Origin of the sequence: Maricaulis sp. (genome assembly GCF_015665295.1) — a bacterium.
Taxonomy (GTDB): domain Bacteria; phylum Pseudomonadota; class Alphaproteobacteria; order Caulobacterales; family Maricaulaceae; genus Maricaulis.
This window is the reverse complement of record NZ_JADFAJ010000001.1, coordinates 1-17,590: the sequence shown is the minus strand read 5'-3', so window position 1 is coordinate 17,590 and position 17,590 is coordinate 1. Positions and strand designations below refer to the sequence as shown.

Here is a 17,590-nt window from a genome sequence, read left to right as displayed (position 1 = left end):
ACCCACCCCCTCCTGATCTGGCCCAACCGACCGGTTCGGGCCGGTCACAGCGAGGGAGGTCGCCATGCAGGTGCTTGATCGTGCGCCGCAGGGATGGCCCTGTCTGGTCCTGAATGCGGACTATCAGCCTTTGAGTTACTGGCCCCTGTCGACCTGGCCCTGGCAGGAGGCGATCAAGAACGTCTTCCTCGAACGCGTGGCGGTGATCTCGCACTATGACGAGGTCGTCCACTCGCCCAGCTTCGAGATGCATGTGCCGTCCGTGGTCGCCCTGCGCGACTATGTCCACCAGGATCGCACGCCGGCCTTCACGCGATACAATGTATGGCTCCGCGACGGGTTCAGATGCGTCTATTGCGGCAAGCATGGTGTCGACCAGCTGACCTTTGATCATGTCATCCCGCGCCGCGCCGGCGGTCGCACCAGCTGGGAGAATATCGTCGCCGCCTGCGGACCCTGCAATCTGAAAAAGGGCGGGCGCACGCCGCGTGAGGCCCGCATGCCGCTGCCACGGCCGCCGCAGCGCCCCTCCATGCACGAGCTGCAGGCCCAGGGCCGCAAATTCCCGCCGAAATTCCTGCACGAAAGCTGGCTGGACTATCTCTACTGGGATATCGAGCTGGAACGCTAGCATGCTGGTTGCCAAGGTCAGGCAATCAGCATCAAATTGCTACCGAAGCAGCTTGAGGATTAGGCCATGCAGCGTGCCACCAGCCATGATGGATCCCTGACCCGCGTCGAGTTCTCCGGCGTGTGGACAATGGACGAGTTTGAGCCCAACAAGGCCATGCTGGCCCAGCTTGAGGCGGCGGCGCCGAAACAGGTCGAGTTCGACATGTCACAGGTTACGGCAATCGATTCAGCCGGGATCGGCATGCTGATTCTCGCCAATGACCGTCTGACCAAGGCGAAGATCGATTTTCGCCTCGTCGGCGCCACCGGAACGGTCGCCCGGATTCTCGAGGTGGCGAAAATCCGGGAAATCATCACGATTGTCTAAGGGCGGTCGGCCTAATTGCGCGTCAGGCTGTAGCTGATGGACGCGACGAACCGGCTGTCGTCGATATCGCTGTCATGCCAGCGGGCGCCGAGCGCGACCGGACCGGTCTGCCAGCTGAGGCCGATCTGCCAGTCGTCATAGTCGGCGCCGACCAGGTCATCAAACCGGCTGGTCCCATAGCGGGCATCCAGGCTGACAGCGTCGGTGAGCGCCCAGCCAAGGCCGGCTTCCAGATAACTGGCTTCGCCGGAGTCCAGGTAGAAATCCTCGCTCCAGGACCATTTGGCGTCCCAGCTCAGAGCGCCATAGGACCGCCCGACAGCGGCGTAGAGTTCGTCGAAATCCTGGTTGCCCGACGCGCTCGGCGCGCCCGGATAGGTGTAGCGGATCCAGCCAAAGTCGAAGTCGAAACCGGCCAGGCTGGGCGCATAGCCGGCAAAGATGTCCATCTCGACATCCGTACCGTCTCCGAAGTCGACATTCGAACCCCAGACGCCCGCATAAAAATCACCGACGGACAGATCGGCGCCGAGCTGCAGGGCCGGATCGCCGGCGGTCTGGGTGACGCCGCGGAAGACATAGTCGCTGGTTGCGGTCGCGCCGAAGCTGATCTCCTGAGCCAGCACGGGGCCGGCCGACAGCAAGCCGATGGAGCCGGCAAGGGCGATAGTGTTTTTCATGGACATGGGTGTCTCCGGGTCAGGCGGCGCGAACGCCGGCGAGGAATACATTCACTTCACGATTGAGCATCTCGGCCAGCCCACTCAGCTCTTGCGAGGCCCCAAGCACCTGGCTGGCAGAGGCCGAGGCGTCCCCGATCGCGCGGGCGACATTCGAGATGTCGTCCGACACGGCGCGTGTTCCGGTGGCCGCGGTCTGGATATTGCCGGCGATCTCGCGGGTCGCGGCATTTTGTTCCTCGACGGCGCCGGCAATCGACGTCGCGATCTCGCTGAGATCGCCGATTGCGCCGGCGACGCTGGTGATGGCGTTGGCCGAAGTTTCGGTTGCCGTCTGGATGGCGTGAATCTGCTCGGCGATCTCGCCGGTCGCGGCATCGGTCTGCGAGGCGAGCTGCTTGACTTCCTGGGCGACGATCGCGAAGCCCTTGCCGGCCTCGCCGGCCCGCGCCGCCTCGATGGTGGCGTTGAGGGCGAGCAGGTTGGTCTGCTCGGCGATTTGCTGGATCAGGGCAATCACGTCGCCGATGCGCTGGGCAGCACGCGACAGGTCCTGGACCTCCGACACGGTCTTGTTGGCTTCCTGTTCCGCAGTCTCGGCAGCGGCGGTCGAGTCGGCTGCCCGGCGTCCGATCTCGGCCACGGTGGCGCTCATTTCCTCGGTTGCGGCGGCCACGGATTCGACATTGCCGGTCGCGGACGCGGCGGAGTGTGCGGCAGACTGGGCCTGGTGCGTGGTGGAATTGGCCATTTCGGTGAGGGCGTTCGCGGTCGCCGTGAACTCGGTCGCGGAGTTGGAAACCGTCTCGGAAATACCGGCGATGGTGCGCTGGAAGCCCGCGATCAGGGTTTCGAGCTTCTCCTGGCGTATCGCCGTCTGGGCGTCGAGCTCATCCTGCTGCGCATCCAGGCGCCGCTTCTCAAGCAGGGCGAGCCGGAAGCCTTCCACGGTGCGTGCCAGATCGCCGACCTCGTCACCGGAGTCGCGTGACGGCACATCCTGTTCCAGTTCGCCTTCGCCGATCTTCCGGGTGATCTCGGTAATCCGCCGGATCGGGCGCGCAATGCGGTTGGCGAGGAGCAGCGCGGCGCAACCAATTGTGATTGTCAGCAAGGCCGTCAGGGCAAAGCTGATCAGCTGTGTCGTCCGTGATGAGGCCAGGGCTTCATCGGCGGATTGGGAGACGGCGAGGTTCCAGCGAACACCCGCAATGTTCGCTGGATTGAACAGCACGAAAGCGTCTTGGCCGCGATAATCCCTTATCCGTTCGAAGCGCGTGACGTCGCCGGATGCGGCTTCGAGAAACGCGTTCGGAACCGACTGGTTGAGGATGTCGGCCGATGAACCGAAACGTGGCGCGGTGCGCATCAGGCCATCCGACCCGAATGCATAGGCGTCCCCGGTCTCGAGCAGACCGGTTTCGGCGCCCATCGCATTGTTCAGGCGGTCAATCGGCATCTGGAAGGCCAGCACGCCGATCCGGCGGCCGTTCTCATCATTGACCGGTGTCGCCATGAAGCTGGCCGGGGCACCGTGGCTGGGAGAATAGGGCTGGAAATCGAAGAAGTGGGTTTGGCCATCAGCCCCGGAGACCGCATTGCGAAACGCGCGGCCCAGGTCGGTGTCGCGATAGGCGCCCGAGTTCAGATTGGTCGCGTAGTCCAGCTCCTTGAACACGGTGTAGACGAGATTGCCGTCGGTATCGAAGAGGAAGATGTCGTAATAGCCGCGCGCCCGCAGGAACTGCCGGAACCATGGATGATAACGGCCGTGAATGGTGCTGTAGCGGCTGCTGTCCGGCGCGCGATCCAGGTTTTCCTTGGCGCCTGTCGGATGCGGATTATCCTCGATATAGAGGCGCTGCAATGTATCGCTCGGCGACCGGCCCATCGCTTGCCAGGCTTCGGCGAAGTCGGTCAGGGCCGCAATCGTGTTGGGATTGGTCGCGGTGGTCGCCAGGTCGTCATTGATCTGGGCGACATAGTCCGTCAGCGCATGTTCTCGGTCGAGCGCGATGACGGTCAGGCGCTCTTCGGTCGCGGACCGGGCCGCAGCGTCACTTTGCAGACTAGCTGATATGCCAAGCGCAAGCCCGAGTGCCAGGCACCCCGCGACACTGATAAGACCGAATTTCCGGGACAGGCTGAGGTTATCGAGCATGGCAGACTCATGTGACAGTGGAAGACCGTCATTTTTCTGCCCCTGGGCTTAACAATTCGTTGCATCACGCCTACAGGCGCCATGCTTTTGGCTAGAACGGGCTGCTTTTTTTTTATGCGCTGCCGCGTCGCCGGATGACCTGACCGAGACGCTGAAACACCAGGCCGGTGAACAGGTCGCGGCCGGCGAGCGCGACACCCACATCCATCACGGCGAGGGCATGGCGCAGTCGAAACGGGTCATTCCCGCCGCCAAGGCCGGCAAGATGTGCAACATGAATACGGTGGCGAGACTGGTCGCGGCGCGGCAGGTCTGAGCGCCTAGATGCGCTCGGAGACCTTGATGGCAACCCGGCAGCCGGCCTCGATGGCCTTCGACAGCAGGGCATAACCCGGCGCCTGTTTGGCGCCTTCCTCGATGGCGAGGTCGCGGTGTTCGAGCTCTTCCTCGCGGAATTTCGTGAACAGCTCGGCGAGTTCGTCCTCGCCCATGGCGCGGAGTTCCTCGATCTGGCCGGCATAATGCTGTTCGATCACGCTCTCGACGGCCTCGGTACAGGCATGGGCGGCCTTCTCGCCCATCAGGGCGGTGGCGGCCCCCAGGGCATGGCCGGCGATATTCCAGACCGGCGCCAGCGCGGTCGGACGCGCGCCGCGCTCGAAGATCAGCCGGTCGAACGTGTCGAGATGGTGTTGTTCATCGGCCTCCATCTCCTCCAGCTGGCGGGCGATCCGCGCCTTGTGGGGCAGATCCTTGAAGATGGCGCGCTGGCCCTGGTAAATCGCCACAGCGCCATATTCGCCGGCATGATCGACACGCACCATTTCCTCGACCCGGCGCGCATTGCGCCGTTTGCCGGGCAAGGGAGGCGTGAAGCCGGAGGTCATGATTTCAGGCCCTTGAAGCCGACCAGCATGGCGATCAGCGCCATGGCCGCCGAGATCAGCGCATTGTAGCCGGCCATGGAGATGCCGAGCAGGGTCCAGGCGGCCTCGTCACACAGCACGATCGGTCCGCAATCGGTGCCGTTGAGAATGCAGGAAAGATCGACCTCCGGCACGCCGCCGGTCGTGGTACAGGTCGCCGGCCCCTCCCACCAGCCATACTCGATCCCGGCATGCCAGGCGGCAAAGCCGGCCGAGTAAATCAGCACGGCGGCGATGACGAAGATCATCCAGGGCGCAAACCGGGCCAGGCCCGGGCGCAGGATCAGGGCCAGGCCGGTGACCAGGCCGAGCGCGATGACGGTGAAATGGATGTGGCGCTGGTCATAACACAGGGCGCAGGGCTCATAGCCGCCGATATACTCGAACCCCCAGGCCCCCAGCATCAACAGCAGCGAGCCGCCGGCCAGAAGGAGCGGCCAGCGGGTGAGCGGAAACTGGGTCAGGACCGGATTCATGAAACGCATCATTACGGGATCGCCTCGCACGCGCACCGCGACCAATGCGCACATAGTTCTGGAGCGGACGGTTGTCAGATCACCGACCGGATGAAGTCTTTCAATACATCAGCCGCCGCGGCTCCGAAGAGTGAAAACAATGTTATGAGCAGGATGATCCAGGCGAGGCCCAGAAGCAGCCCGGTCAGGACCAGAAGCCCGTCGCGCGTGAGCAGTCCCAGCGAGGCGATCACCAGGGCGACGCCCGGCGTCGAATTGGTCAGGGGCAGCGGCACCAGGATGGAGGCGCAGAACAGGACAAAGATCGCGCCCACGAGGCGTTCTGCGGTCGGTCCCGACAAGGCGACCAGGCGTGGCCGGGCCAGGGCTTCCAGCCAGCCGAACCATTTGCGACCGCCGCGCGCCATGCGCTCAAGGCCGGGCCGCTCGATCCGTCGCGCCTTGAACCCGGCCGGCAGCCAGGGCTCGCCGCGCCCCATCCCCATCTGGGCTGACAGCGCCATCATCGGCAGCGCCATGACTTGTGGCACGCCGTAAAGAAAGGGGATGCAGACCGGCAAGGCCATTGCGAACAGGATGGCCCCAAAGGCGCGTTCGCCGAGCGCGTCGACGAATTCACCCAGGCTCATTCCGTCTTCCGGTGCACCCTCGGCGATCAGTTCCAGCGTCCCGATCAGGCCGCGCGGCGAAGTGGTTTCAGTCATCTGGTCTTCCATCCTGGATCGCCCGGGAACCTAGCGGCAGCCGCGAACCGATCCAAGCGGAATGGGTTGTTGACAGGGGCAGGGCGGATGGGCAGCTTGCGCCTCCGATTTTCCCCGCTCGGCACGGCCTGCCCATGCAGGCCCGGGCGGCGATCACAGGGCCCCTGTGGCGGAATTGGTAGACGCGACGGATTCAAAATCCGTTTTCTTCGGAAGTGCCCGTTCGAGTCGGGCCAGGGGCACCATTTTTTATCTCACGGCAGTTCGCGTTGCGAACGCCTCCGATGGGGCGGCGCATGGGCGCCGACGCGCAGTCGCGCTTGCGGCCCGGTCGGGGCCGGATTTTATCCCACGACAATTCGCGTTGCGAACGCCTCCGATGGGGCGGCGCATGGGCGCCGACGCGCAGTCGCGCTTGCGGCCCGGTCGGGGCCGGGTGAAAGGTCTCGCCGTGTGTCTCCCATTCCTGACAGCATCCTCATCAAGCCTTTGAAATCGTCTCTCGTCAGTCGCTTCGCCCGGTGTTAGCCTCTTGTCTTGAGCCTGGACGGAGGCCTGGTCTTGCTGTCGCCTGGAACCGCGTTGTTGTTTGCCCGCCTGGCCCTGGCGGTGATGTTCCTGTGGTTCGGCGTGATGAATTTCACGGCCGTCGGCACGGCGATCACCGGCAGCTGGATCGAAGGTCATGTCTTGCTGTCGGGGCTGGGAGAACAGTCCGGCTCGGCGGCGAAAGCGCTGGGGCTCTACCAGATCATTGCCGGTGCACTGGTCGGTGCGCCGATCCCTTCGGGCAGTTTCCGCCGCATCGGTTTCGCGATGGTGGGTCTGTATGCCGGCATCGCGCTGACCGTCCTGTTGACCAATCCGGTCTGGATCGAGGCGGCGGGTGGTTTTCCGGCGATCGGCTCGGGACAGGGCATCTTGAAATATATCGCCATTCTCGGCCTGTCCCTGTGGGGCGGGAGCTTTGCCAATACGCGCATGTTCTCCCAGCGCCATACGGACATGCGCATGTGGAGCCAGCCTGTGATGTGGCTCGGTCTCGTCGTGGTGCTTGGCTGGATCGGTGGCATGAAATTCACCGCGGTCGAGGCCGCCGGCATCGAGCCGCTGGTACAGACCAGCCCGGCCTTCGCCTGGCTGCTCGGCCTGATGGCGCTGCAGACCGTGTCCAACCTGATCGGCATGATCGAGCTGATCACCGTGGTGGCGCTGATCGGCTACTGGTTCAACAACACGCTGTTTCGCATGGGCCTCTATCTGGCGATCACGACTTTTGTGCTGACCCTGGGTTTCCTGATCACCTTTCCGGGCAGCTGGGCAGGCGATCTCGGCGGTTTCCCGGCCCTGTCATCGGCGGGCCATTTCCTGTTGAAGGACCTGCCCCTTCTGGCGGTTTGCCTGGCGCTGCTGTCGGAAACCGGGCGTGAAGGCACGATGCGGCGACGCTAGACCGTCCCGACTGGCCCCCTCGATTGACGCGCAAATTCTCGGTAATCTTCTGAAACATGCGATCACACTTGCCGCCGGGACGCCTGCCCTTGCTTGACCGGGCAGGGGTGACCCATATCGTCACGCGCAACAATAATACGGGAGGTCGATCGAATGGGCATGCTGGGCGCGATTGCGCGCGAGTTCAATTACGTGACGAGCATGCTTTCGGTGCTGCGCACGGTGCGGAAGGTCGGAGCGGGGTCCGGCCTGCGCGTGCCGGACCATATTGAAGCGACCGTTGACCGGTTTCCCGATCGGCCCATGGCCATTCTCGACGATGGCGAGGTCAGCTATCGCCAGTTCGACGCCCTTGCCAACCGGGTAGCCCGCTGGGCGCTGAGCCGCGGCCTGAAGCCGGGCGATGCGGTCTCGCTCTTCATGACCAATCGCTGGGAATACATTGCGGTCTGGTTCGGCCTGTCCAAGGTCGGCGTGGTGACCTCGCTGATCAACAACCAGCTGACCGGCGCCTCGCTGGCGCACTGCCTGACCATCGGCGAGGGCAAGCACGCCATTGTCGAGGCCAGCCTGGGCGAGGCCTATGCCGCCGCAAAGGCTTGCGGGATCGACGCGGTCACGGCCTGGTCGTTTGATGGCGCGATGGACGGATCGGAGAATCTCGATGTGGCGCTGGCGGCGGAGCACGACACCCGTCCCGACCGGTCCGTGCGGAGCGAGGTGAAGCCGGAAGCGCCCGTGCTCAAAATGTTCACCAGCGGCACGACCGGCCTGCCCAAGGCAGCGCTGATGACGCATGTGCGGGCGCTCTACTATCTCAATATCTTCGCCATCATCGCAAAGGCAAAACCGGAAGACCGGATGATGATGGTGCTGCCACTCTACCATGCCACGGGCGGGCTGTGCGGGGTGGGCTGTGCGCTCTCCTTCGGCGGCGCGCTGATCATCCGGCCGCGCTTTTCTGCCTCGGCCTTCTGGCCTGACGTGCAGCGCTTCAAGGCGACCCTATTCATGTATGTCGGCGAGCTGTGCCGCTTCCTCATCAATTCCCCCGTCGTTCCGGAGGAAAAGCATCACACCCTGCGTTGCGCCATCGGCAATGGCATGCGCCGTGATGTCTGGGAGGCCTTCCAGGCCCGTTTTGCGCTCAAGGACATTGTCGAGTTCTACGGCTCGACCGAGGGCAATGTCGGTCTGGTCAACGCTTACAACCAGCCTGGCGCGGTCGGCCGCGTCCCCAATTATCTCAAGCACCGTTTCAATATCGACCTCGTCAAGTTCGACCTCGACAGCGAGATGCCGCTGCGTGACACCGATGGTCACTGCATTCCCTGCGAACCGGGCGAGGTGGGCGAGGCGATCGGCCGGATCGACCCGGATGATGCCCGCTTCCGCTTTGATGGCTATGGCTCGAAGGAGGATACCGAGAAGAAGGTGCTGCGCGACGTCTATGAGAAGGGCGATGCATGGTTCCGCACCGGCGATCTCATGTCGCGCGACAAGCTGGGCTATTATTATTTCGTCGACCGGGTCGGCGACACATTCCGCTGGAAGTCGGAAAATGTCGCTACCGGCGAGGTCGCGGAGGCCCTCGCCTTTGACCGCGTCGAGCAGGCCAATGTCTATGGCGTCGAGGTGAACGGTCATTCCGGACGGGCCGGCATGGCGGCCCTGGTCATCGACGCAGCGCGGCCTGTCGATCTGGAAGCCCTGCACACCCATGTCCACAAAGCGCTGCCGGCCTATGCCCGACCGCTCTTCCTGCGCTTGCAGCCGCATACCGATACGACCGGCACGTTCAAGTTCCGCAAGGTCGATCTGGTCAAGGACGGCTTTGACCCGGCCAGGGTGTCGGATCCCATCCTGCTCGATCATCCTGGCGAGGGGCGCTATGTGCCGCTGACGCCGGAACTCTACCAGGCCGTCCAGTCAGGCAGTCTGCGGGTATGAGTATCGCTGACCCAACCGCTGATGATGTGCTCGATTTCTGGTTCGAGACCGCCGGTCCCAAGCGCTGGTATGCCGCAACACCGGCCTTTGACGCCCGGGTGCGCCGCCTGTTTGCCGACTCGGTCGAGCACAATGCCCGCACCTGGTGGGCGCGTGGCCATCCCTGGGAAGATACGGCGCTCGGCACCTTCGCCCTGATCATCCAGTTCGACCAGCTGACCCGCAATATCTGGCGCGGGTCCGGTCATGCCTTCGCCCATGACAAGATTGCCCGGCACCTGGCCGTGCAGATGATCGACCAGGGGTATGACTGGGTCATCCCCGATGATCGGCGCGCTTTCGTCTACATGCCCTTCATGCATTCCGAGCGGATCGAGGATCAGGATCTCTGCGTCGGGCTGGCGGGCGAGCGCCTTTCCGGCACCGGCACCCGTGATCACGCGATGAAGCATCGCGAAGTGATCCGCCAATTCGGTCGCTTTCCCTACCGCAATGATGCGCTGGGGCGGGTCTCGACGGCCGAGGAAATCGCCTATCTCGAGGGTGGCGGTTACGCGCCGGGCCGCAAGCGCGGCTGAGCCACCCGGACGGAACGACTCGGCAATTTCGACCGCAGGGCAGGCTGCGCCGGTCTGTGGAAAACTCAACCTATTGATATTGTGTGCTTATTTTTGGCCACAGGCTGGCCTGCCGCTTGCTCTTCCTGATGGAAAGATATCCATCCGGCAGGAGCCCCGAATGACCGTGCATGTGCAAATCACCGCCCAAGACATCCACCAGATTGCCTGGACCATGGTCGATCTGCACGGCGCACAGGCCATTGGCTATGCCGACGAGGCGGTCAGCGATCTGGACGGCCAGGGGCTGCCGGAAAGTGCCGATGCCTGGCGCGCCCTGCGCTCGGTCATGGAAGATGCGCTCGCCGGACGCCTCGATCGCGATGGCGGTGTGACGCTGCATTAGCCTCCGCCCGTCAGGCGCGGACGAAATTGCCGCGTTTGCGCGCGGCCCCTGGCATGTTAACCGACAGGTATGGATACCCCCGCCTGGCCTGAGGCCTTCACCAAATTCGGTCTGCAAGACCCTCTGGAACCCGCGCGCGCCGCACCGCGCATGCGCGACGCGCTGTCAAAGGCGGCGCCGCACATGGATGTGCGTCCGCCCGATCTCGCCGAAGTGCGCGATCTGACCGTGCCCGGTGGCGAGGGCGAGATCCCGGCCCGGCTTTATCGCCCGCTCGGCGCCGACGCGCCGGGACCCTGCACCTTCTTCACCCATGGCGGCGGCTATGTGGTCGGCGATCTGGAAAGCCATGACCGGCTGTGCCGGCGGCTGGCGGCCAAGTCGGGCATGCGGGTGCTGGCGATTGATTATCGCCTGGCCCCCGAGCATCCCTGGCCGGCCGCAGTCGATGATGCGATGGCGGCCTTTGACTGGCTTGCCGGGCCCGGCGCCGGAATTGTCGGGGCCGTGCCGGACAGGATCGCCGTGGCCGGGGACTCGGCCGGCGGTGGGCTCGCCGCCATCCTTGCCCAGGCACGCCGCGACCGGATCTGTTTCCAGCTCCTCATCTATCCGCTCTTGCAGCTGGTCGAACGCCGCAAGGCCAAGCCGAAAATCCTCGAGGGACACCTGCTGGCCAGCTTCACGCTGGACCAGATCGTGCGGGCCTATCTGACCGATCCCGAGCAGGCGCGGGAGCTGACGGTTTCGCCGCTGCTCAGTCCCGATCTGGCCGGGTTGCCGCCGGCCCATATCGTGGCCGCCGAACTTGATCCCTTGCTGGATGAGGGCCAGGCCTATCGCGACATGATGATTGCCGCCGGCAACACGGTCGGCTTCACACTCGGCAAGGCGTTGCCGCACGCCTATTTCAACCTGACGGCGGTATTGCCGGGCGCGAAGGCGATCGTCGACGAGACCGCCGTGATCCTGGGCGATGCGCTGCGCGGCTGAGGTTTGCAAATCGGGCCGGGCGCGCTTAGCTCCCTGCCATGAACCTGCCAGACACCTACCGCCCCGACCCGGTCTTTGCCCGCCTCGGCGACGAGTTCTCCGACCCTGTCGATCCGGCGGGTTTCCCGGCCGCCACGCTGCGCTTCTGGAATGATCGCTGGGATGCGGCGATCGGTCTGGACGGGCTCGACCCCGCGGCCCGCGAGGCGCATTTCCAGCGTTTCCAGCCCTTGCCGGACAACCAGCCGCGTGCACGCGCCATGCGGTATCACGGGCACCAGTTTCGCACCTACAATCCCGATCTCGGCGATGGACGCGGATTCCTGTTCGCCCAGCTTCGTGATGACAAGGACCGCCTGCTCGATCTGGCGACCAAGGGCTCGGGCCAGACGCCCTGGTCACGCGGTGGCGATGGCCGGCTGACGCTCAAGGGGGCGGTCCGAGAGGTGCTCGCGGCTGAAAAGCTCGAAGCGCTGGGTGTCTATACCTCGAAGGCCTTTTGCGTTTTCGAGACCGGCGAACAGCTGGCCCGCAATGATGAGCCGTCTCCGACGCGGTCCGCCGTTCTGACCCGGCTCGGTCATTCCCATCTCCGCTTTGGCACGTTCCAGCGGCATGCCTTTGAAGGCGCCGCGGCGCGGATCGACACGCTGATCGGTCATGCGATCGAGCACTATTACCCGCAGCTCGCCGGCGCGCCGGATGCACCGGCGGCGCTGCTTGCCGCTGTGGCGGAGCAGAGCGCCCGCCTGGCGGCGAGCTGGATGGCGGCCGGATTCGTGCACGGCGTGCTCAATACCGACAATCTCAATCTCACCGGCGAAAGCTTCGATTACGGGCCGTGGCGCTTCCTGCCCCATTATGAGCCCGGCTTCACCGCTGCCTATTTCGACCATCAGGGCCTCTATTGTTTCGCCCGTCAGCCCGAGGCGGTGTTCTGGGCGCTGCAGCAACTGGCCAATGCCCTGTCCGTGACCGGCGAGCGCCCGACGCTGGAAGCCGCCCTCAATACTTTCCCCGAACTGTATCGCACGGCGCTGCTCGACGCTTTCCTGACCCGTTTCGGCGTCGCCTCGGCCGGCGAGGCCGCCGACGAGTTGCTGGTGCGCAGCTTCCTGGCCTTCATGGAAAGCTCGAAACTGACCTGGGAGGCGCCTTTCCATGACTGGTTTGGCGGCGAAGCATCGACCGCGCGGGCGATGGCCGGACCGCGGGCCCCGGCCTATTCCGGCGAGGCCTTTGAGGCCTGGCATCGGGCGCTCATCGCCCATGCCCCGGCCCGGCCGGAACGCCTCGACCATCCGCACTTCCAGCGGGCCGAGCCGGTCAGCCTGGTCATCGAAACGGTCGAGGCCTGCTGGGGGCAGATCGCCGAACAGGATGACTGGTCGCATTTCAACGATTTGATTGCCGACATCCGCGGCGCCGGAAAGGGCTTTGATCTCGGCCGCGACCGGTTAGGATTTCGTCCATGACGCTCGAGTTCATCCAGACAGACCTGCTGGCGCGCCCCGGCCTCGTCCATGCCTTCACAACGCGCAGGGGTGGTGCGAGCGAAGGCCCGTATGCCTCGCTCAACCTGACCCGGTCGCGCGGCGATGAAGCGGCGCGGGTGTCCGACAATCGTGAGCGCGTTCGCAAGGCGCTGGGGCTGGACGCCTTGGTCTTTGCCACCCAGGTCCATGGCCGCGCCGTGAGTCGCGTCGATGGTCCGCCCAAGGGGGACCAGCCAGCCGGCGAGGCCGACGCGCTGATCACCAACCGGCCGGGGCTGGGCCTGGTGTGCCAGACCGCCGACTGTACCCCCATCCTGCTGTTCGACCCTGACAATCGCGCTGTCGCGGCGATCCATTCCGGCTGGCGCGGCACGGTGCAGAATATCGTCGCCGCGACTGTCGAAGCGATGACGGACGCCTATGGCAGCCGCCCGGAACACGTGCTGGCCGCGATTGGCCCGTCGATTTCGGCTGTGAATTACCGTGTCGGGCCGGAGGTCGTGGCGCAGTTCGAGGCGGTTTTCGACGTCACGGGAGGCATTGTCTCACCGAAGGATCCCGAGGGTGGTGCCCATCTTGATGTCGGCGAAGCCTGCCGGCGACAGCTGATCATGGCCGGGCTGGCCGAAGCGTCGATCTGGCGGTCAAGGGCCTGCACCTATGCCGACGAAGCGCGCCTTTTTTCCGCCCGGCGTTCGCACCACCAGGGCCAGAATGGCCTGTTCGGTGGCCAGGCCGGGATCATCGCGCTGACTGAACGCGCCTGACTGACTGCGCCCGACTGGCCGCGCCCGATCCGCCATCCGGCCTTGGCTTTCCCGGTGTCTGCCCTAGACTTCCGTACCGCAACATCGAAACGGAGCCGACCCATGCCGCAATCCCTTGGCTATGCCGCCCAGTCTTCTGACGCCGACCTGGCTCCGATCTCCTTTGATCGTCGCGAGCCGGGGCCGGATGAGGTGCTGATCGAGATCACCCATTGCGGCGTCTGCCATTCCGACCTCCACCAGGCCCGCAATGACTGGAAAAACACGATGTATCCCTGCGTCCCCGGGCACGAGATTGTCGGCACGGTCGCCGCGGTCGGCACTGCCGTCACGAAGTTCACGACAGGTGATACGGTCGGCGTCGGCTGTCTGGTCGACAGTTGCGGCGAGTGTGGCCACTGCCATGAGGGGCTGGAGCAATATTGCGATACCGGGGCGACGGGCACCTATAATGGACGCCTGCCCGATGGCAGCCACACTTTCGGCGGCTATTCCCAGCGTGTGACCGTGAAAGAGAGTTTCGTCCTGCGCATTCCGGACACGCTGGATCGTGCCGGCGCGGCGCCGCTTCTTTGCGCCGGGATCACGACCTATTCACCGCTGCGCCACTGGAAGGTGGGCCCGGGCCAGACAGTCGGCGTGGTCGGCCTCGGCGGACTCGGCCACATGGCGGTCAAGCTGGCCAAGGCAATGGGTGCGGAGGTTGTTCTCTTCACCACCTCGCCGGGCAAGGTCGAGGACGCCAAGCGGCTCGGCGCCTCAAAGGTCGTGATCTCGAAGGATCGCGAGCAGATGAAGGCGGTGCGCTACTCGCTCGACTTCATACTCGACACGGTCGCCGCCTCGCACGACCTCAATCCCTATCTCGATTGCCTGAAGGTCAATGGCTCGCTGGTCCTGGTCGGTGTGCCGGATGAGGCCCACCCGTCCCCTTCGGTCGGCCGCCTCCTGGCCAAGCGCCGCTCGATCGCCGGCTCCGCCATCGGCGGTATCGCGGAGACCCAGGAAATGCTCGATTTCTGCGCCGAGCACGGCATTCATTCGGACATCGAGATGATCGCCATGGCCGATATCAACGAGGCCTATGAGCGCATGCTCAAAAGTGATGTGAAATACCGCTTCGTGATCGACATGGCGACGCTGGGCTGAGGCGGTTCGGGCTTCGGGTTTCGATCGCCCGTCTGACCCGGAAAACGGTCTTGTATCCGGTGTTGAAACAGGAAGAATGGTCCGCATCGCACGCTCATGCGGGCCGAGGCCCCGTCGAAACAGGGGGGCGGCCATGAATGGGGCAGGGCAAGGGGATCGGGACGTGATCCCGCTGGCATTCCAGCCCGGCACGCCCGGGTCGGCGGAGCATTACTTTCATTTTCTGCTGGGTTATGTCCTGCCGGCGATCGGAACGATCCGACGCGGCCGCATCCACGCGACCAAGCCGCCGCGCTATCTGCTTCGTTCCTGCGGGCCCGTCATGGACGTGGTTCTGGATGAGATCTTTCAGGCTTTTGGCCTGTCCTTTGACATCGCCGTGAAGACCGATCCGAGGTTTGAGGCCGTTGATGCGGTCAGGGTTCCCCGGTGGGACCTGTCAATTTTCCTCGGTCCGGACGGCCACCGGATGCCTTCGCGCGGTTCATCTCGTTGCGACACGTTGCACCGATTGTCAGAGGTCCGCGACCAGGTGGTCGATCTCGCGCTTGCGAGCCACGACACAGCGGACCTTTACGCCGATAAGGTGCTGCTTCTGAAACGTTCTGTCGAACCTGACTTCTATCGTACTGGCGGGTCAGCCGAAATCGCGCGCTATGGTATCGGTCGGCGCTCACTGTCCGGTCAGGACTGGGCCAAGGCGAAGCTGGACGCGGCCGGCCTTCCGGCAGAAATCTACGAACCGGGTGCCCACGGCTTTTTCGATCAGGTGCGCGCCTTCAATGCCTGTCGCGGGGTCGTGGCCATACGCGGCGCCGAGGTGGCGAACATGTTGTGGATGAGGCCGGAGGCTTTCTGCGTGGTTCTCAATGCGAATGACACGCCCATTCGTCACCTGCACTATCTGGGTGATCTGGGTGGGCTCCGGCTGGAAGTGCTCGACCGGCGGGCCGAGGGTCCGCACCTGCAATTGCAGGCCAGAGACCTGGCCGCAATTTCGCAGGCGGTGGCTGCATGACCCGCCTCGCCAAGGACATGGAGACGCTGGTCGCCTTCCTGGACGAAGTCGAGGCGGCCTCGGCCTTCAGTCTCGCGACAATTCCCGCCTCAGCGGCGAAGCACTGGTCAATGACCGCGGGCGTGCTGACGCATGATACCGGCGGCTTCTTTCATATTGTCGGCCTGAAAGATCACAGGACCGGCCAGGAAGACCTGATGTTCTACCAGCCACAGAGCGCCTTGAACGGGGTGGTGGTGCATCGCGCTGATGGCAGGTTCCTGGTTCTCGTTCATGCGCGCGTGGAGCCCGGGAATTCGCGGATCGTGAATCTGGGGCCGACTGTCCAGTCGACTGCGGGCAATTACCTGCGCCTGCATGGCGGACGACGCACGGCCTATCATGAACTCTTCCACACCTATGCGCCGCAGGTCTCGCCGCGCTTTGTCAGTACCCAGCTCGACCTCGGCCAGTTTTACTATCTCAAGCAGAAAACCCTGTCCGTGGTGGAAGCCGATACGCTGATCCCGACAGCGGAAACATTCATATGGGTCGATCTGGACGTGCTGAGCGCCGCCGCCCGACAGGACCATATCATCAACACCGATCTCCGCGCCGTGCTGGCGGCCATACCGTGGGGCAGCTGGACGCCCGGCAAGGCTGACGCGGCGGATTCGGCCATCCGTATTCCGGGACCTGTGGCGTCGACATTGGGTGATCGCGAGATGGTCCCGATCGCGGCGCTGTCGGACTGGGAGGTGGATGAGTTCGGGATCCATGACACGCGCATCAGTGGTCGCAGTGTGCTTTTCCATGATGTGAAATCGCGAGGCCGGGAAGTCGATCACTGGTACCAGCCATTGATGCATCTGAGAGACCGGCTTGTTGCCGAGCTGGCGGTCCGGGGCGAAGGGAGCCGCCGCGAATATCTCGTCACCTTCGGGGAAGAGTTCGGCTTTCCGGGGCGAGAATTGGCCATGCCGAGTGTTTCGGGCGTTGAAAGAACTCTCGCCCCGACCGAGGGCCAGACTCTGCATGAGTGCGTGCAGTCCGAAGAGGGTGGACGCTTCCACAAGGTCGAGACGCGGTATCGCGTGGTCCAGGTCGATCCCGGCCATGCGGCTGCTTCCGGGCAAGCCTGGCTGACGGCCGACGCCTTGCGCAAAACCTTGCAGGCCTCCAATCGCGCATCCTTGCCGCTGCGCTGTGTCAGCTCACTTGTCCTGGGCGACCTCCATCCGGGCGTCGTTGGCTGAGCGGTGCCGACGGCCGGTCGACAACGCCATGACGCCACATGGTCCGGCAAATGGTGACCCCGGCGCGATTCGAACGCGCGACCTACGGATTAGGAATCCGTTGCTCTATCCTGCTGAGCTACGGGGCCGGCCAGGGTGCCTAACTGGAATAGTTGAAAACCCGACGCAAGCGCGAAATTCGGTCAGGCGGTGCCGCGCGGGCATGTCCGGGAGGCGTCGGGTGGAAACCCATTCTTAACCACTGGCCCGATTAAGCGTTTGTTTACAACGTCTGTTGAGGGGGGCGAAACGAAATGGGGGGATGTTGGTCGCATGAAATTGGGCTGGGAGGGTCCTCATGCGTCAGTATTTGAAATCCGGAGCCGCGGTGATCGCGCTCATGTCCCTGACCGGGGTCATGACGCCTGCATTCGCACAAGAGTCCGACGGGAATGACCGAACTGGAAACACATTCCTTCACCCTTATCTCGGGGACATCAATCCCTTCTTCGGAGACATCAATCCCTTCTTCGGAGACATCAATCCCTTCTTCGGAGACATCAATCCGTTCCGCGGGGATATCAATCCCTTCTACGGCGACATCTCGCCATTCTGGGGCGACATCAGTCCGTTTTTCGGGG

17 protein-coding genes, 2 tRNA genes and 1 pseudogene are annotated in these 17,590 nt (G+C 64.1%); 14 read left to right on the top strand and 6 right to left on the bottom strand.

Annotated elements, in window-relative coordinates; all coding sequences use genetic code 11:
• Nucleotides 1–64 precede the first annotated feature (64 nt).
• Entirely contained in the window at nucleotides 65–631 is a 567-nt protein-coding gene (locus QZZ02_RS00100) for an HNH endonuclease (protein ID WP_291841478.1), read from the top strand.
• A 66-nt stretch (nucleotides 632–697) separates the two neighbouring features.
• The gene (locus tag QZZ02_RS00095; protein ID WP_291841477.1) at nucleotides 698–1,000 is read left to right on the top strand and encodes an STAS domain-containing protein; all 303 of its coding nucleotides are present in this window, start codon (nucleotides 698–700) and stop codon (nucleotides 998–1,000) included.
• Between the two features lie 11 nt (nucleotides 1,001–1,011).
• Here the strand turns inward: QZZ02_RS00095 and QZZ02_RS00090 are convergent, their stop codons facing one another.
• The 5 genes from QZZ02_RS00090 to QZZ02_RS00070 form a co-directional block, all read right to left on the bottom strand.
• On the bottom strand, nucleotides 1,012–1,686 hold the full coding sequence (locus tag QZZ02_RS00090; protein ID WP_291841475.1) for a TorF family putative porin: 675 nt from the start codon (nucleotides 1,684–1,686) through the stop codon (nucleotides 1,012–1,014).
• A gap of 13 nt (nucleotides 1,687–1,699) precedes the next feature.
• Complete coding sequence (locus QZZ02_RS00085; RefSeq protein ID WP_291841474.1) at nucleotides 1,700–3,841, bottom strand: methyl-accepting chemotaxis protein; 2,142 nt, start codon at nucleotides 3,839–3,841, stop codon at nucleotides 1,700–1,702.
• Between the two features lie 320 nt (nucleotides 3,842–4,161).
• Entirely contained in the window at nucleotides 4,162–4,728 is a 567-nt protein-coding gene (locus QZZ02_RS00080) for a demethoxyubiquinone hydroxylase family protein (RefSeq protein ID WP_291841473.1), read from the bottom strand.
• Nucleotides 4,725–5,255 carry a disulfide bond formation protein B gene (locus tag QZZ02_RS00075; RefSeq protein ID WP_291841472.1) on the bottom strand — a complete coding sequence of 177 codons (531 nt, stop codon included), beginning with the start codon at nucleotides 5,253–5,255 and terminating at the stop codon, nucleotides 4,725–4,727. The genes QZZ02_RS00080 and QZZ02_RS00075 overlap by 4 nt, the downstream gene beginning before the upstream one ends.
• A gap of 62 nt (nucleotides 5,256–5,317) precedes the next feature.
• A complete protein-coding gene (locus tag QZZ02_RS00070) occupies nucleotides 5,318–5,947 on the bottom strand; it encodes an exopolysaccharide biosynthesis protein (RefSeq protein WP_291841471.1) in 630 nt (209 codons plus the stop codon).
• Between the two features lie 160 nt (nucleotides 5,948–6,107).
• Here QZZ02_RS00070 and QZZ02_RS00065 point away from each other — a divergent pair.
• The 11 genes from QZZ02_RS00065 to QZZ02_RS00015 all read left to right on the top strand — a co-directional run bounded on the left by QZZ02_RS00065 (nucleotide 6,108) and on the right by QZZ02_RS00015 (nucleotide 16,970).
• Nucleotides 6,108–6,192 (top strand) — tRNA-Leu (locus tag QZZ02_RS00065).
• Between the two features lie 316 nt (nucleotides 6,193–6,508).
• On the top strand, nucleotides 6,509–7,399 hold the full coding sequence (locus QZZ02_RS00060; protein WP_291841469.1) for a DUF417 family protein: 891 nt from the start codon (nucleotides 6,509–6,511) through the stop codon (nucleotides 7,397–7,399).
• A gap of 153 nt (nucleotides 7,400–7,552) precedes the next feature.
• Nucleotides 7,553–9,349, top strand: a complete 1,797-nt coding sequence (locus QZZ02_RS00055) for a long-chain-acyl-CoA synthetase (protein ID WP_291841468.1) — start codon at nucleotides 7,553–7,555, stop codon at nucleotides 9,347–9,349.
• A complete protein-coding gene (locus QZZ02_RS00050) occupies nucleotides 9,346–9,927 on the top strand; it encodes a DUF924 family protein (protein ID WP_291841467.1) in 582 nt (193 codons plus the stop codon). The genes QZZ02_RS00055 and QZZ02_RS00050 overlap by 4 nt, the downstream gene beginning before the upstream one ends.
• A 160-nt stretch (nucleotides 9,928–10,087) precedes the next feature.
• Nucleotides 10,088–10,312: a hypothetical protein gene (locus QZZ02_RS00045; RefSeq protein WP_291841465.1), complete on the top strand. Its 225-nt coding sequence runs from the start codon at nucleotides 10,088–10,090 to the stop codon at nucleotides 10,310–10,312.
• A gap of 69 nt (nucleotides 10,313–10,381) precedes the next feature.
• Complete coding sequence (locus QZZ02_RS00040) at nucleotides 10,382–11,305, top strand: alpha/beta hydrolase (protein ID WP_291841464.1); 924 nt, start codon at nucleotides 10,382–10,384, stop codon at nucleotides 11,303–11,305.
• A 38-nt stretch (nucleotides 11,306–11,343) separates the two neighbouring features.
• Complete coding sequence (locus tag QZZ02_RS00035) at nucleotides 11,344–12,780, top strand: protein adenylyltransferase SelO family protein (protein ID WP_291841463.1); 1,437 nt, start codon at nucleotides 11,344–11,346, stop codon at nucleotides 12,778–12,780.
• Nucleotides 12,777–13,568, top strand: a complete 792-nt coding sequence (pgeF, locus tag QZZ02_RS00030) for a peptidoglycan editing factor PgeF (RefSeq protein WP_291841462.1) — start codon at nucleotides 12,777–12,779, stop codon at nucleotides 13,566–13,568. Before QZZ02_RS00035 ends, pgeF begins: the two co-directional genes overlap by 4 nt.
• Nucleotides 13,569–13,670: 102 nt before the next feature.
• The gene (locus tag QZZ02_RS00025) at nucleotides 13,671–14,717 is read left to right on the top strand and encodes an NAD(P)-dependent alcohol dehydrogenase (protein ID WP_291841461.1); all 1,047 of its coding nucleotides are present in this window, start codon (nucleotides 13,671–13,673) and stop codon (nucleotides 14,715–14,717) included.
• A 76-nt stretch (nucleotides 14,718–14,793) separates the two neighbouring features.
• On the top strand, nucleotides 14,794–15,735 hold the full coding sequence (locus tag QZZ02_RS00020; RefSeq protein WP_291841460.1) for a glycosyltransferase 61 family protein: 942 nt from the start codon (nucleotides 14,794–14,796) through the stop codon (nucleotides 15,733–15,735).
• On the top strand, nucleotides 15,732–16,970 hold the full coding sequence (locus QZZ02_RS00015) for an NDP-hexose 2,3-dehydratase family protein (protein WP_291841459.1): 1,239 nt from the start codon (nucleotides 15,732–15,734) through the stop codon (nucleotides 16,968–16,970). The genes QZZ02_RS00020 and QZZ02_RS00015 overlap by 4 nt, the downstream gene beginning before the upstream one ends.
• Nucleotides 16,971–17,021: 51 nt before the next feature.
• On the opposite strand, the gene QZZ02_RS00010 is transcribed toward QZZ02_RS00015, so the two are convergent.
• A tRNA-Arg gene (locus QZZ02_RS00010) sits at nucleotides 17,022–17,098 on the bottom strand.
• 209 nt (nucleotides 17,099–17,307) lie between these two features.
• Here QZZ02_RS00010 and QZZ02_RS00005 point away from each other — a divergent pair.
• Nucleotides 17,308–17,590, top strand: a pseudogene (locus QZZ02_RS00005) (hypothetical protein); the annotation flags it as partial.

What these genes read in the sequence shown, in the direction of transcription:
- QZZ02_RS00100 (WP_291841478.1), top strand. Translation starts at nt 65, where the DNA reads ATGCAGGTGCTTGATCGTGCGCCGCAGGGATGGCCCTGTCTGGTCCTG.
- QZZ02_RS00095 (WP_291841477.1), top strand. Translation starts at nt 698, where the DNA reads ATGCAGCGTGCCACCAGCCATGATGGATCCCTGACCCGCGTCGAGTTC.
- QZZ02_RS00090 (WP_291841475.1), bottom strand. Translation starts at nt 1,686, where the DNA reads ATGTCCATGAAAAACACTATCGCCCTTGCCGGCTCCATCGGCTTGCTG.
- QZZ02_RS00085 (WP_291841474.1), bottom strand. Translation starts at nt 3,841, where the DNA reads ATGCTCGATAACCTCAGCCTGTCCCGGAAATTCGGTCTTATCAGTGTC.
- QZZ02_RS00080 (WP_291841473.1), bottom strand. Translation starts at nt 4,728, where the DNA reads ATGACCTCCGGCTTCACGCCTCCCTTGCCCGGCAAACGGCGCAATGCG.
- QZZ02_RS00075 (WP_291841472.1), bottom strand. Translation starts at nt 5,255, where the DNA reads ATGATGCGTTTCATGAATCCGGTCCTGACCCAGTTTCCGCTCACCCGC.
- QZZ02_RS00070 (WP_291841471.1), bottom strand. Translation starts at nt 5,947, where the DNA reads ATGACTGAAACCACTTCGCCGCGCGGCCTGATCGGGACGCTGGAACTG.
- QZZ02_RS00055 (WP_291841468.1), top strand. Translation starts at nt 7,553, where the DNA reads ATGGGCATGCTGGGCGCGATTGCGCGCGAGTTCAATTACGTGACGAGC.
- QZZ02_RS00050 (WP_291841467.1), top strand. Translation starts at nt 9,346, where the DNA reads ATGAGTATCGCTGACCCAACCGCTGATGATGTGCTCGATTTCTGGTTC.
- QZZ02_RS00045 (WP_291841465.1), top strand. Translation starts at nt 10,088, where the DNA reads ATGACCGTGCATGTGCAAATCACCGCCCAAGACATCCACCAGATTGCC.
- QZZ02_RS00040 (WP_291841464.1), top strand. Translation starts at nt 10,382, where the DNA reads ATGGATACCCCCGCCTGGCCTGAGGCCTTCACCAAATTCGGTCTGCAA.
- QZZ02_RS00035 (WP_291841463.1), top strand. Translation starts at nt 11,344, where the DNA reads ATGAACCTGCCAGACACCTACCGCCCCGACCCGGTCTTTGCCCGCCTC.
- pgeF (WP_291841462.1), top strand. Translation starts at nt 12,777, where the DNA reads ATGACGCTCGAGTTCATCCAGACAGACCTGCTGGCGCGCCCCGGCCTC.
- QZZ02_RS00025 (WP_291841461.1), top strand. Translation starts at nt 13,671, where the DNA reads ATGCCGCAATCCCTTGGCTATGCCGCCCAGTCTTCTGACGCCGACCTG.
- QZZ02_RS00020 (WP_291841460.1), top strand. Translation starts at nt 14,794, where the DNA reads ATGGTCCGCATCGCACGCTCATGCGGGCCGAGGCCCCGTCGAAACAGG.
- QZZ02_RS00015 (WP_291841459.1), top strand. Translation starts at nt 15,732, where the DNA reads ATGACCCGCCTCGCCAAGGACATGGAGACGCTGGTCGCCTTCCTGGAC.